Source organism: Streptomyces griseochromogenes (assembly GCF_001542625.1).
GTDB classification, from domain to species: domain Bacteria; phylum Actinomycetota; class Actinomycetes; order Streptomycetales; family Streptomycetaceae; genus Streptomyces; species Streptomyces griseochromogenes.
Genome location: NZ_CP016279.1, coordinates 10,646,391 through 10,658,924 on the forward strand (window position 1 = coordinate 10,646,391; position 12,534 = coordinate 10,658,924).

The window sequence follows — 12,534 nt, forward strand, 5'->3', positions numbered from 1 at the left end:
ACCAACCAGTTAGTTGTGAGAGTCGGCCCCAAGGAGTGCTCCCGCTCATGCCGTCAGCGACCACCACCCGCCAGACACCGGACGTCCGGGTCGCCACCCGGGAACGGGCCGCCGCCTCCGGGTGGCCCTTCCTCCTGCTCATAGCCGTCTGCAGCGCCGTCACGGCCGCCAACATCTACCTCGCGGCCCCGCTGCTCCCCCTGATCGCCCACGACTTCGGCACCACGCCCTCGGCCGTGACCTGGATCGCCTCGGTCGCCCAGTTCGGCTACGCGGCCGGTCTGCTCTTCTTCGCCCCGCTCGGCGACCGCGTCGACCGGCGCCCGCTGGTCGCCCTGCTCTCCCTGGCCACGGCGGCCGCCCTGGCGCTCGGCGCGGCCGCGCCCGGCACCGCCGCCCTCGCGGCCGCCGTGTTCGTGGCCGCCGCGGCGACCGTGATCCCGCAGCTGCTCGTCCCGCTGGTGGCCGAGCGGGCCCCCGCCCACCATCGCGCCCGCCATGTGGCGACCGTCATCGCCGGACTGTTCATGGGCATCGTCGCGGCCCGGGTCGTCGGCTCCCTCGCGGGCCAGGCCTTCGGCTGGCGGTGGGTGTTCGCCGGATCCGGACTGCTGACCCTCGTCCTCGGCCTGGCCACCGCCCGTGCCCTGCCCAAGGAGCACCGGCGCCGTACCGGCCCGCTGTTCGCGGGCCTTGCCGAGCTGCCCGGACTCGTCCGCCGTTCACCGGACCTGTGGCGCGCGTGCGTCAGGCAGGCCGGGCTGTTCGGCGCCTGGAGCGCCCTGTGGACCTCGCTGGCCCTGCTGCTGACCGGCCCGGCGTACGGTCTGTCCACCGCGACCGCCGGTCTGTTCGGGCTCTTCGGCCTCACGGCCAGCGCGGTGGCCCCGCTCGCGGGCGGCCTGGTGGACCGCTTCGGCGCGACGAAGGTCGTACGGTCCGCGTATCTGCTCGCCGCCGTTTCCGTGCTGCTGTTCTGGCTCGGCGGGCAGGTGCTGGCCGCGCTGTTCGCGGCAGCCATCGCCCTCCACGCCGCCCTGGTCGCCGCCCACGTCGCCAACCAGACGCTGGCCCTGACCACCACCTCGGCCCCGGCCACCGCCAACACCGCCTATGTCGTGGCCGGCTTCACCGGCGGCGCCCTCGCCTCGACCCTGGCGGGCCTGGCCTTCGGCCACTGGGGCTGGAGCGGGGTCACCGCGGTGGCGGGAGTGTGGCTGGCGCTGGGGTGGGTGACCACGGCGGCACGGCGCTAGACCGCCGTGGTCACCCGCCGCTCGGCGGTCAGATGCTGGTGACGTCCAGCTCGCCCTCCGCGTACCGCCTGCGCAGCACCTTCTTGTCGAACTTGCCCACGCTGGTCTTCGGGACCGCCTCGACGACCGTCCACCGCTCGGGCAGCTGCCACCTGGCGATCTTGCCCTCCTCCGCGAGGAAGGCGCGCAGGGTCTCGAAGTCGATGCTCGCGCCGGTCTTGAGGACGACCGTGGCCAGCGGACGCTCGCCCCACTTCTCGTCGGGTACGGCGACCACGGCGGCCTCGGCGACATCCGGGTGGGACATCAGCGCGTTCTCCAGCTCGACCGAGGAGATCCACTCGCCGCCGGACTTGATCACGTCCTTGGCGCGGTCGGTGAGGGTGAGGAAGCCGTCGGGGGAGATGATGCCGACGTCGCCGGTCTTCAGCCAGCCGTCCTGGCTGAACTTGTCGGCGGGGCGCAGCGGTTCGGCGTCGGGGCCGTTGTAGTAGGCGCCGGCGATCCACGGGCCGCGCACCTCCAGCTCGCCCGCCGACTCGCCGTCCCAGGGCAGGCGCTCGCCGCCGGGACCGGTGAGGCGGGCCTCGACGCCGGCCGGGAAGCGGCCCTGGGTGAGGCGGTAGGCCAACTCCTCCTCGGTGCCGACCGCGTGGGCCGGCGGGCGGGCCACCGTGCCGAGCGGGGAGGTCTCCGTCATGCCCCAGGCGTGGCAGACCCGCATGCCGAGCTTGTCGAAGGCCGCCATGAGGGAGGGCGGACAGGCCGAGCCGCCGATGGTGACCTGGCTCAGGGAGGAGACGTCCCGGGGACGGGCGGTGAGCTCGGCGAGCAGGCCCTGCCAGATGGTGGGGACGGCGGCCGCGTGCGTCGGCTTCTCCCGCTCGATCATCTCGGCGAGCGGGGCGGGCTGCAGAAAGCGGTCGGGCATCAGCATGTTGACGCCGGTCATGAAGGTGGCGTGCGGCAGGCCCCAGGCGTTGACGTGGAACTGGGGGACCACGACCAGCGAGGTGTCCTGGTCCGTCAGGCCCATCGACTGGGTCATGTTCACCTGCATGGAGTGCAGGTAGATCGAACGGTGGCTGTACACCACGCCCTTGGGCTCGCCGGTCGTGCCGGAGGTGTAGCACATCGCGGCGGCCTGGCGTTCGTCCAGCTCGGGCCAGTCGAAGCGCTGCGGACGGCCCGCGATCAGCTCCTCGTACTCGTGCACCCGCGCGGTGGCGCCCGCGAGCGGGGACCGGTCACCGGGGCCGGAGACGACGATGTGCTCGACCGTCGGCAGCTTGGGCAGCAGCGGGGCGAGCATCGGGATCAGGGAGCCGTTGACGATGATCACGCGGTCGGCGGCGTGGTTGACGATCCACGCCAACTGCTCGGCCGGCAGGCGCAGGTTGAGCGTGTGCAGCACCGCGCCCATGGACGGGACCGCGAAGTAGGCCTCGACGTGTTCGGCGTTGTTCCACATCAGCGTGGCGACCCGGTCGTCGCCCCGGATGCCGAGTTCGTCCTTGAGGGCGTTCGCCAGCTGTACCGCGCGCACTCCGGCCTCGGCGAAGCTGCGCCGCTGCGGCTCGCCCTCACCGGTCCAGGTGGTGATCTGGGACCGGCCGTGTACCAGCACCCCGTGCACGAGGATTCGAGTGACGGTCAGCGGTACGTCCTGCATGGTGCTCAGCACGGCGGTCCTCCCGGGCGAGATTGCCTACGCGGTGGTAGAGGTTGCCGCCGATTCTGCTCACATACCGAGCGGTATGTCACTAGGGAGGGGAAAAACCAGGCCCTAACGCACGAGTCCAAGCTCGGGGTCCTCGCGCAGCTTCCCCAGGGCCCGTGAGACCGCCGACTTCACCGTGCCCACCGAGACGCCGAGCACCTCGGCCGTCTGGGCCTCGCTGAGGTCCTCGTAATACCTGAGGACGACCATCGCGCGCTGCCGCGCGGGGAGCCTGGCGATCGCCCGCCACATGGCGTCGTGCAGTGCCTGCCGCTCGGCCGTGTCGTCGCCGCCCCGTACGGGCTCCGGCTCGGGCAGCTCGTCGCAGACGAACTCGTCCACCCGGCGCTTGCGCCACTGCGAGGTCCGGGTGTTCAGCAGCGCCCGGCGCACATAGCCGTCCAGCGCCCGGTGGTCCTCGATCCGCTCCCAGGCCACATAGGTCTTGGTGAGGGCGGTCTGCAGCAGGTCCTCGGCATCGCTCGGGTTCGCGGTCAGCGAGCGCGCGGTGCGCAGCAGGACCGGCTGGCGGGCCCGCACGTACGACGCGAACGACGGGTACGTGGCGTTCCCCCCGTTCGCGCGGATCCGGGAGTGGGGGTGGGCCTGCCGCCCTGGTGCGGCGGCCGCCGAGGCGCTGGTGCAGACGGGTGTGGTCATGGCTCCACGCTAGGAGCGGACAGCCCCGCGGCGGATCGGTCCCAGGTCCCGAAGCAGGGTCCCCCTCAGGTTGTAGGGGAGGGGTCCTCTACACCTCCTGAAGGTGGACCAGGAGGTCACCGCTTCTGCGGGTTCCCCCCTGAGGGCTCATCCGTCCACGGTCAGGACCAGCCCCGACGTCGGCACTCCGGTGCCGGCCGTCACCAGGGTCCGGGCCGCGCCCGGTATCTGGTTCACCGCCGTGCCCCGCAGCTGGCGCACCGCTTCCGCCACCCCGTTCATCCCGTGCAGATACGCCTCCCCGAGCTGGCCCCCGTGGGTGTTCAGGGGCAGCCGCTCCGCGGCCACGAAGTCCGCCGCCTCCCCCTCGGCGCAGAACCCGAACTCCTCCAGCTGCATCAGCACGAACGGGGTGAAGTGGTCGTACAGGATCCCCACGTCGATGTCGGACGGGCCCAGTCCCGACGTCCGCCACAGCTGACGGGCCACCACGCCCATCTCCGGCAGGCCGGTCAGGTCGTCCCGGTAGAAGCTGGTCATCTGCTCCTGCGCCCGGCCGGAGCCCTGGGCGGCAGCCGCGATCACAGCCGGCGGCCGCGGCAGGTCCCGGGCCCGCTCCAGGGACGTCACCACCAGGGCCTGCCCGCCGTCGGTCTCCTGGCAGCAGTCGAGGAGGCGGAGCGGCTCCACGATCCAGCGGGAGGCGGCGTGCTCGGCGAGGGTGATGGGGCGGCCGTGGAAGTAGGCCGCCGGGTTCGTCGCCGCGTGTCTGCGGTCCACCACGGCCACGTGCCCGAACACCTCGGGGGTCAGCCCATGGGCGTGCAGATACCGCTGGGCCGCCATCGCCACCCAGGAGGCGGGGGTGAGCAGCCCGAACGGCAGCGCCCAGCCCAGCGCGACGCCCTCCGCCGAGGGCTCGCGGTGCCGCACGCCCGCGCCGAATCTGCGGCCCGAGCGCTCGTTGAAGGCCCGGTAGCAGACCACCACCTCCGCCAGGCCCGTCGCCACCGCGAGCGCCGCCTGCTGCACGGTCGCGCAGGCCGCCCCGCCGCCGTAGTGGACGCGGGAGAAGAAGGACAGCTCGCCCATCCCGCAGGCCTGCGCCACGGTGATCTCCGGGCTGGTGTCCATCGTGAACGTGACCAGCCCGTCCACGTCCGCCGGTGTGAGCCCCGCGTCCGCCAGCGCGGCCCCCACCGCCTCCACCGCCAGCCGCAGTTCGCTGCGCCCGGAGTCCTTGGAGAACTCGGTGGCTCCGATGCCGACGACCGCCGCCCGGCCGCCCAGGGTGTCGCGGGTGCGCACGCTCATGACGCGGCCTCGCCGTCCGGGGCCGGGACGGTGACCGTCACCGTGCCGGTCACATGCCTGCCTATCGCGTTGGCCCCGACCACGCGCACCGTCGCCGTGTCGCCGTCGACCTCCTCGATCCGGCCCGACAGCACCATCGTGTCCCCCGGATAGTTGGGCGCCCCCAGCCGGATGGCGACCTTGCGCAGGACCGCCGTCGGGCCGAAGTGGTCCGTGATGTACCTGCCGACCAGCCCGTTGGTCGTCAGGATGTTCATGAAGACATCGGGGGAGCCCTTCTGCCGGGCCAGCTCCGCGTCGTGGTGCACGTCCTGGTAGTCCCGGGAGGCGATCGCCCCGGCCACGATCAGCGTGCGGGTGACCGGGATCTCCAGCGGCGGCAGCTCGGTGCCCGCCACCGGCCTCCCGGCCCGCTTCTCACTCCCCATGCGCGATCAACTCCCCCAGTTCCTGGAGCACTTCGGCCCCGCAGCCCAGATGGGCGTCCAACTGCCGCCCCCACAGGAAGTGCCGGTGCACCGGATGGTCGACGTCGGCCCCCGCCCCGCCGTGCAGATGCTGGCCGCTGTGCACGACCCGCTGCCCCGCCTCGGAGGCCCACCAGGCGGCGGTCAGCGCATGCGTGGCGTACGGCAGCCCCGCGTCCCGGCGCCAGGCGGCCTCGTAGGCCGTCACCCGTATCGCCTCGGTGTCCATGTGGGCGTCGGCGGCCCGGAGCTGGACGGCCTGCCGGGTGGCGAGCGGCCGCCCGAACTGCTCCCTGGTGTTCGTGTGCGCCACCGCCCGTGCCAGCGACCCGGCGCACACCCCGGCCTGGAGCCCGGCGAAGGCGGTGCGGGCGGTGGCGAGGAGGTCGGCGTAGGCGCCCGGGGCGCCGAGGGGCTGCGCCGGTGCCCGCTCCAGGGTGAGGCGGGCCGCCGACCAGGGAGCCGTCAGCTCCACCGGGGTGATCGCGGTGCCCTCGCCGAGCGGGGCGAGCCACAGGCGGCGGGCGGCGTCGGCGACCAGGACGTGGGTGGCGTCCCGGAGCCAGGGGACGAAGGGAACGGAGCCGGTCAGCTCACCGCGCGCGACGGCCCGTACTCCCGGCTGCGCCGGGAGCGCCCCGGCGACCACCACCGAGCCGTCCTCGATGCCGGGCAGCAGCCGCTCCCGCTGTTCGGGTGTGCCGTGGGCGGTGATCGCCAGCGAGCCGTACACACAGGTCGCCGCGTAGGGCACCTGGGCCGTCGTACGTCCCTGTTCCTCCAGGAGCAGGACGAGGCCGAGCAGGCCCAGCTCCGCCACGGCGCCGACCAGGCCGGCCGTGCACAGGGCCTTGAACAGCTCGGGGTCGCTGCCGGTGCCGGCAGCCCTCAGCCGCTCGTGGGTGGAGAGGTCGCCGAAGATCCGCGCGGCCAGGTCGCGGGCCCCGGCCTGGGCCTCGGTGGGCGTGAAGTCCATGTCAGCCCTCGCCTTCGACGACCCGGAAGACCGGCAGGACCAGTGCGCCCTCCTCGGCACCTTCGTCCTCGTAGGTCCGGAACTCCGCCCGGACCGGCAGGCCGATGCGCACCTTGTCGTACGGCACCCCGACCACATTGCTCACCATGCGCACGCCCTCGGCGAGTTCGATCAGGCCGACCGCATAGGGACCCGCCGCGACGGCGGCGTGACCGGATTCCGCGAAGGCCGGGAAGGGCGGGTGGTGCATCACCACGTACGAATAGACCGTGCCGGCGCCGCTCGCCTCGACCGTGTCCCAGTCCAGGCAGCCGCAGGAGTTGCAGCCCGGCAGCCAGGGGTGGCGCAGGGTGCCGCAGCCCGTGCAGCGCTGGATCAGGAGCCGGTGACCGGCCACGCCCTCCCAGAAGCCGGCGTTGTCCCGGTTGACCACCGGGCGGGGGCGCCGAGGACGCCGGTCCGGGGGTTTGCGGCGTGCCGGGGCGTACTTGAGGATGCGGAAGCGGTGGGTGCCCGCCAGCGCGCCGTCCACCCGTACGTCCATGCGGGTCGTGACGAAGTACCCCGTGCCCAGCCTGGTCGTCTTGCGGTCGGAGACCGACTCGATCACCGCCTCGAAGGTGACCTCGTCGCCGGGGCGCAGGGGCCGCAGATACTCCTGCTCGCAGTCGGTGGCCACCACCGACGTACAGCCCGACTCGTCGAGCAGGCCGAGGAGTTCGTCGTAGGCACCGGTGCGGCCCTCGTGGCCCGTCAGGCCGCCCATCGTCCACGCCTGGAGCATGGTGGGCGGGGCGATCGCACCGGGTCCGCGGTAGGCCTCACTGGTGTCGCCCATCGCCTCGCACCAGTGCCGGATCATCGGCGCGTTCACCGGGTCCTTGCCCACCGCGGCGACGGCGGCGGGCCGCCCCTCGAACTCCTTGAGCCGCGTCCCCACCTCGTCCGTCTCCTTGAGCCGCGTCCCCGCCTCGTCCCTCTCCTCGCTCACCTGCGCCCCCTGCTCATCCCGAGCCGCATCGTCGCGACGATCTCCCGCTGCACCTCGCTCACCCCGCCCCCGAACGTGTTGATCTGCGCCGCCCGGTTCAGCCGCTCCAGCTCGCCGTCCCCGAGAGCCCCCGGGGAACCGGAGCGGACCAGTCCCGCCTCTCCGGCGATCTCCTGACACATGCGATACGTCGCGACAGCCGCTTCCGTTCCCGCGAACTTCACCCCGCTCGCCTCGCCGGGGGTCAGCCGGCCCGCCCCCACGTCCGCCACCAAACGCCAGCTGAGCAGGCGATTCGCCGCCAGCCGGGCATGCGCCTCGGCCGCCCGGAAACGCACCCACGACTCGTCAATGCGGCGCCTTCCATTCACCGGATCGGGGGTGCGGGCGGCGGTGAGCGCCGCGGCCAGGAAGTCCTCGGCCTGCATCCCGATGGCGGCGAGGGCGACCCGTTCGTGGTTGAGCTGGCTGGTGATCAGCGACCAGCCGTCGTTCTCGGCGCCGACCAGGTTCCGCGCGGGGACGCGGACGCCGTCGTAATACGTGGCGGTGGTCGTCTGCCCGCCCACGGTCTCGATCGGCGTCCAGGAGAACCCGGGGGCGTCGGTGGGCACGAGGAGGAGGGAGATGCCCCGGTGCCTGGGCGCCCGCGGGTCGGTGCGGCAGGCGAGCCAGATCCAGTCGGCGTGCTGGGCACCCGAGGTGAAGATCTTCTGCCCGTCGACCCGCCAGTCCTCGCCCTCCCGTACGGCCCGCGTCCGCAGCGAGGCGAGGTCGGTACCGGCCGAGGGCTCGGTGTAGCCGATCGCGAAGACCAGGTCGCCGCTCAGGATCCGGGGCAGGAAGTAGGCCTTCTGGCGCTCGCTGCCGTACCTCATCAGTGTGGGGCCGACCGTGTTGAGCGTGACCATGGAGACGGGGGCGCCGGCCCGCTGCGCCTCGTCGAAGAAGACGAACTGCTCGTCCGGGCCCCGCCCCTGGCCGCCGTACTCGACCGGCCAGCCGAGGCCCAGCCAGCCGTCCGCGCCGATGCGGCGCAACAGGGCGCGGGCGTCGGCCGGTTCACCGCCGCCCGGCATCACGGTCCGGAAGTAGGCACGGAGTTCGGCGCGCAGACGCTGCTGCCGCTCGGTGGGGGCGAGGTGCACGGCGGGCCCTCCCGGCCTTGCGTACCCTACAGAGACGATTTCTGACTGTCCGTCAGATCGTCATCTCTGTCAAGGTCACGGACCCATGACCGCGCACGGCGAAGCGTCTGCGCGACGACACCGAAGCACCGCCGCGCAGACGCCTCATGACCCCGAAGCACACCCCCCGAGGACCCTCACCACAAGGGGCCTCGGCCCCTGCTCACCCCCACAGGGGGGTGAAGTGGACGGCGAGGTTTCCGTTGCCCTGCTGGATGCCCGTGAACGCGGATCCGTTGACCTGTGCGGTGTTGCTCTGGTTCGTGGCACCGGAGCCGACCGCGTTCTGCTGGGTGGTGGACGAGTTTCCGTGGTTGTCGTGGCCGACACCGCTGCCAATGACGCTCGCCACACCGGCGTTGGCGCTCGATCCGTTGTCCGCGATGGCGCCGTTGTCCGCGGCAGCGACACCGGCGAAGAGGGCGGCTGCGAGAGGGAGAGCGGAGACGGCGGCGAGAACGCGGGCGGTACGGATGCTTGCCATGTGTTCCTCCAGAACCGAGCACTGTGCGGCCCTAGGGCCGGGAATACGGTGAAGTACGGCTGGCACCAAGGCAGTTGGCCGACCACCCCGGCGTTGTGAACGACGTCGCGCATCCAGAGTTGCCCACCGAATCCCCGGCGAACCACCCCGGAAGCCGCGATTCGCACGCAAGCGTGATGACAAGTCGATAAACCCCTATCGCCATCTTTGGTCAACTCATGTCACACCTCATGCCAGAACAGACCTTTACCCCCCAAGCGCCACAAGAGCTGAATCGTTCCGGCGCCTTTCCGGCCAACCTTCCCGCCCCGGCGCGTCACCACCGGCTCCCCTTCCCTTTTTCGAACGCACGTACGAACATGGAGGTATGGCCACCACCGACCGGCAGGCCACGACGCTGGCCCTCGCACACGCCCTGTCAGCCGCCGAACGCGGACTGGCCGTCATCCCCCTGTCCCGGACGAAACTCCCGGCCCTGCGTTCCCCGCACCGCGACGACCCCGCCCCCGGGCCGTGCCACGGCGAGTGCGGCCGCTTCGGCCACGGCGTGTACGACGCCTCCACCGACCCGGCCCGCATCCGGGAGCTGTTCGCCGCCGCGCCCTGGGCCACCGGCTACGGCATCGCCTGCGGGCTGCCCCCGCACCACCTCATCGGCGTCGACCTGGACACCAAGTCCGGCACCGACTCCTCGGCCGCCCTCGGCGAACTGGCCCTGCGGCATCTGTTCACGATCCCCGAGACGGTGGTCGTCCTCACCCCGAGCGGCGGCCGCCACCTGTGGCTGACCGGCCCGCCCGACGTCGTCGTCCCCAACTCGGCCGGCCGGCTCGCCCCCGGCATCGACATCCGGGGCGCCGGCGGCTATCTCGTGGGCCCCGGCTCCCGCACCGGACACGGCGCGTACGCCACCGCCCCCGGCACCGCGCACCTGGCACCCGCCGCCTGCCCACCCGCCCTGCTCCGGCTGCTGCTGCCCCCGCCGCGCGCCACGCACCGGGCGCCGTCGCCCACCGGCGACCACGGCCGCGGCCTGGTCCAGTTCGTCCTGACCGCCCACGAGGGCCAGCGCAACACCCGCCTGTTCTGGGCGGCCTGCCGCGCCTACGAGAACGGCCTCGGACCGGCCCTGCTCACCCCGCTGATCGAGGCGGCCCTCCACACCGGCCTGACCGAACACGAGGCCCGGGCGACGATCGCGTCGGCGGCGCGGATGACGGGACACCGGCCGTGACGGAGGTCTCCAGGGCCTCGCGGTGCGACACGGGCTATACCGGAACGGGCATGAGGGCGCAGCGCACCGGTTCGGCGTGGGCGGGATCGAGGGCGTTCAGCACCAGCCGGTACACGTTCGGGTCGTAGGTGACGCCGATGTGACCGGTGAGGTCCAGCGGGCACACGCGCTGCAGCAGGATGTTGTCCACGCTCGCGCCGGGACCGGCGGTGAGGAACTGGTTGGTGTACGGGGTGACGATCAGGTCGGTCCTGGTGACGATGTTGGTGTAGTCGACTCCGGGCTCGGTGTCACCCTTGGCGTACAGCTGCTGCACCACCGGGGAGCCGATCGTCTGGTCCTTGAACGCGGGGCTGTCCAGGCCGAGGGGCTTGCCGGCATGCCCCGCCACGTCGGTCACCGCGTCGATCACGTGGACCAGTCCGGTTCCGGTGGTGCCGTGGCTGCTGGGGCTGATGCCCACCAGCTGGTGCACCTTCGCGGCGCCGCCGTCGAAGCGCAGGTACCACTGGGGCATCAGCCCGCCGCCCTGGGAGTGGCCCACCAGGTCGACCTTCTTCGCTCCGGTCGCGGCGCGCACCCGGTCGACGTAGGCGGCCAGTTCCCTGGCCGAGTCCGGGATGTGCGCGGTCGCCTTCAGCAGGGCGTGGGGCTTGCTCTCGCCGTAGTTGAGGGCGAAGACGCAGTAGCCGGCGCTCTTCAGCACCGGGGCGAGCCCGCTCCAGCCGCCGTAGGCGTTGTCGGCGGTGCCGTGGACCAGCACCACCGGGTAGGGGTGGGCCGCCGTCGGCTTGCAGCCGAAGTCGTTGGCCCCTTCGGGAGAGCGATCGGGGTCCGGCACCGAGGCGAGCAGGGCCGCGCTCGCGCTGACCGCCCCCAGGCTGCCGATCGGGTCGGCGGACGGCGCGGACGCGGGATCGGCGACGCCCTGCCGCGGGGCCGGGGGCGGGGATTCGGCAACGGCATGCCGCGGGGCCGGGGGCGCCGCGGACGCGGAAGGGCCGGCGGTGATCAGGCAGGCCGCGGTGATCAGTGCGGCGACTGCGGCCTTGAGGACTCGGCGCATCGGGGTGCGCACCTCCTGGTGACGGGCCGTCGGTGGGCTCGGACGGGCCCAAGCTTCGGCAGCCGCCACACGGCGTTCACGCACGGCGCGCCACGTGCGGCCGTTCGGCGCACGCGCGGTCAGCCGGGTGGGCGGATCACCCCGCCGCGGGTCCGGCACGGCAGTGCTCCGGCGGCGGACGCGACCACGGAACAGAGGCCGCCGCCCGCCGCCGTCACCGCACGGCCGCCTGACGCGGGCGGCCTCCTCGTCGGCCGACGGCTTCTCGACCGGGGGATCCGCGATCCGAACGTGGGGTTGTCCCCCGTGTGCTCGGACCGGTCAGCCGGATACCGTGCCACGGCCGTGGCCGGGATCATGGATGGCCAGAGCCGACGAGAAGACAGGGGAGCGAGCCATGTGGAGCAGGCGGTTACGAGGTACGAACACCGGGGCCGTCGCCGGCCGATACGCCCTGCTGCCCGCCGCCCTCACCGTCGGCCTCCTGCTGACGGCCTGTTCCGGCACGGACGGCGACATGAAGAGCACCACCGCGGACGCCACGGTCAGGACGGCCGTCACCTCGGTCGAGGTCGGCGACGCCCGCCGCGGCTCCATCGACGTCAAGACCGGTGAAGGACCGGGCGTCACCATCCACCGCACGGTCCACTACCGCGACGACAGCACGCCGAAGCCCACCCAGCGGGTCGACGGCGGGGTGCTCACCTTCACCAACGGCTGCGACAACTGCTACATCGACTACGAGCTGACGGTCCCCGCCTCCGCCAAGGTCAAACTGAGCAACAGCAGCGGCCGGATCACCGTGGCCGGGGTCGCGGCCGCCGACGTGCACACCAGCTCCGGTGACGTGGTCGCCGCGCGCGTCACCGGCCCGCTCACGGTCGAGACGTCCTCGGGCAGCATCACCGGTTCCGGCCTCAGCGGCCCGGACGCCGACGTCCGCTCCTACTCCGGCACCACCCGCCTCGGCTTCACGAAAGCGCCCGTGTCGGTCACGACGGACACCGGATCCGGCAGCACGACGCTGAAGGTTCCCGGCGGCCCGTACAAGGTCGACGTGACCACCACCTCGGGCAAGCGCGAGGTGAAGGTCCCGAGCCTCCCCTCCGCCAAAGCCACCTTGACCGCGAAGACGTCCTCCGGTGACGTGGAGATCACCGCCGCCTAGGCGCACCTCCT

General features: G+C 72.7%; 12 protein-coding genes. 3 read left to right on the plus strand and 9 right to left on the minus strand.

Translation table 11 applies throughout. The annotated features are described in order from the left end of the window. Window positions 1-47 precede the first annotated feature (47 nt). Complete coding sequence (locus tag AVL59_RS46705) at window positions 48-1,256, plus strand: MFS transporter (protein ID WP_067316531.1); 1,209 nt, start codon at window positions 48-50, stop codon at window positions 1,254-1,256. Between the two features lie 28 nt (window positions 1,257-1,284). On the opposite strand, the gene AVL59_RS46710 is transcribed toward AVL59_RS46705, so the two are convergent. From AVL59_RS46710 to AVL59_RS46745, 8 genes are all read right to left on the minus strand, one after another. Continuing rightward, window positions 1,285-2,940 (minus strand): long-chain fatty acid--CoA ligase, encoded by a 1,656-nt coding sequence (locus AVL59_RS46710; protein ID WP_067316533.1) that lies wholly within the window; start codon window positions 2,938-2,940, stop codon window positions 1,285-1,287. A 102-nt stretch (window positions 2,941-3,042) separates the two neighbouring features. Next, window positions 3,043-3,636, minus strand: coding sequence for a SigE family RNA polymerase sigma factor (locus AVL59_RS46715; protein WP_067316535.1), 594 nt, complete (start codon window positions 3,634-3,636; stop codon window positions 3,043-3,045). A 147-nt stretch (window positions 3,637-3,783) separates the two neighbouring features. After that, on the minus strand, window positions 3,784-4,950 hold the full coding sequence (locus AVL59_RS46720) for a lipid-transfer protein (RefSeq protein ID WP_067316537.1): 1,167 nt from the start codon (window positions 4,948-4,950) through the stop codon (window positions 3,784-3,786). Continuing rightward, window positions 4,947-5,378 carry a MaoC family dehydratase gene (locus AVL59_RS46725; protein WP_067316539.1) on the minus strand — a complete coding sequence of 144 codons (432 nt, stop codon included), beginning with the start codon at window positions 5,376-5,378 and terminating at the stop codon, window positions 4,947-4,949. The genes AVL59_RS46720 and AVL59_RS46725 overlap by 4 nt, the downstream gene beginning before the upstream one ends. Further along, window positions 5,368-6,393, minus strand: coding sequence for an acyl-CoA dehydrogenase family protein (locus AVL59_RS46730; RefSeq protein WP_067316541.1), 1,026 nt, complete (start codon window positions 6,391-6,393; stop codon window positions 5,368-5,370). The genes AVL59_RS46725 and AVL59_RS46730 overlap by 11 nt, the downstream gene beginning before the upstream one ends. 1 nt (window position 6,394) lies before the next feature. Then, the gene (locus AVL59_RS46735) at window positions 6,395-7,384 is read right to left on the minus strand and encodes a bifunctional MaoC family dehydratase N-terminal/OB-fold nucleic acid binding domain-containing protein (RefSeq protein WP_067316543.1); all 990 of its coding nucleotides are present in this window, start codon (window positions 7,382-7,384) and stop codon (window positions 6,395-6,397) included. Next, a complete protein-coding gene (locus AVL59_RS46740) occupies window positions 7,381-8,532 on the minus strand; it encodes an acyl-CoA dehydrogenase family protein (protein WP_067316545.1) in 1,152 nt (383 codons plus the stop codon). The genes AVL59_RS46735 and AVL59_RS46740 overlap by 4 nt, the downstream gene beginning before the upstream one ends. 202 nt (window positions 8,533-8,734) lie before the next feature. Beyond that, window positions 8,735-9,055, minus strand: coding sequence for a hypothetical protein (locus tag AVL59_RS46745; RefSeq protein WP_067316547.1), 321 nt, complete (start codon window positions 9,053-9,055; stop codon window positions 8,735-8,737). Window positions 9,056-9,422: 367 nt separating this feature from the next. Here AVL59_RS46745 and AVL59_RS46750 point away from each other — a divergent pair, with 367 nt between their 5' ends. Continuing rightward, the gene (locus AVL59_RS46750) at window positions 9,423-10,289 is read left to right on the plus strand and encodes a bifunctional DNA primase/polymerase (protein WP_067316549.1); all 867 of its coding nucleotides are present in this window, start codon (window positions 9,423-9,425) and stop codon (window positions 10,287-10,289) included. A gap of 34 nt (window positions 10,290-10,323) precedes the next feature. Here AVL59_RS46750 and AVL59_RS46755 read toward each other — a convergent pair whose 3' ends face one another. Continuing rightward, on the minus strand, window positions 10,324-11,355 hold the full coding sequence (locus tag AVL59_RS46755) for an esterase/lipase family protein (protein WP_079147320.1): 1,032 nt from the start codon (window positions 11,353-11,355) through the stop codon (window positions 10,324-10,326). Between the two features lie 361 nt (window positions 11,356-11,716). Here AVL59_RS46755 and AVL59_RS46760 point away from each other — a divergent pair, with 361 nt between their 5' ends. Beyond that, window positions 11,717-12,523: a DUF4097 family beta strand repeat-containing protein gene (locus AVL59_RS46760; protein ID WP_237281838.1), complete on the plus strand. Its 807-nt coding sequence runs from the start codon at window positions 11,717-11,719 to the stop codon at window positions 12,521-12,523. Window positions 12,524-12,534 lie beyond the last annotated feature (11 nt).

Coding starts and splice junctions, on each gene's coding strand:
- AVL59_RS46705 (WP_067316531.1), top strand. CDS start 48: ATGCCGTCAGCGACCACCACCCGCCAGACACCGGACGTCCGGGTCGCC.
- AVL59_RS46715 (WP_067316535.1), bottom strand. CDS start 3,636: ATGACCACACCCGTCTGCACCAGCGCCTCGGCGGCCGCCGCACCAGGG.
- AVL59_RS46720 (WP_067316537.1), bottom strand. CDS start 4,950: ATGAGCGTGCGCACCCGCGACACCCTGGGCGGCCGGGCGGCGGTCGTC.
- AVL59_RS46725 (WP_067316539.1), bottom strand. CDS start 5,378: ATGGGGAGTGAGAAGCGGGCCGGGAGGCCGGTGGCGGGCACCGAGCTG.
- AVL59_RS46730 (WP_067316541.1), bottom strand. CDS start 6,393: ATGGACTTCACGCCCACCGAGGCCCAGGCCGGGGCCCGCGACCTGGCC.
- AVL59_RS46745 (WP_067316547.1), bottom strand. CDS start 9,055: ATGGCAAGCATCCGTACCGCCCGCGTTCTCGCCGCCGTCTCCGCTCTC.
- AVL59_RS46750 (WP_067316549.1), top strand. CDS start 9,423: ATGGCCACCACCGACCGGCAGGCCACGACGCTGGCCCTCGCACACGCC.
- AVL59_RS46755 (WP_079147320.1), bottom strand. CDS start 11,355: ATGCGCCGAGTCCTCAAGGCCGCAGTCGCCGCACTGATCACCGCGGCC.
- AVL59_RS46760 (WP_237281838.1), top strand. CDS start 11,717: ATGGCCAGAGCCGACGAGAAGACAGGGGAGCGAGCCATGTGGAGCAGG.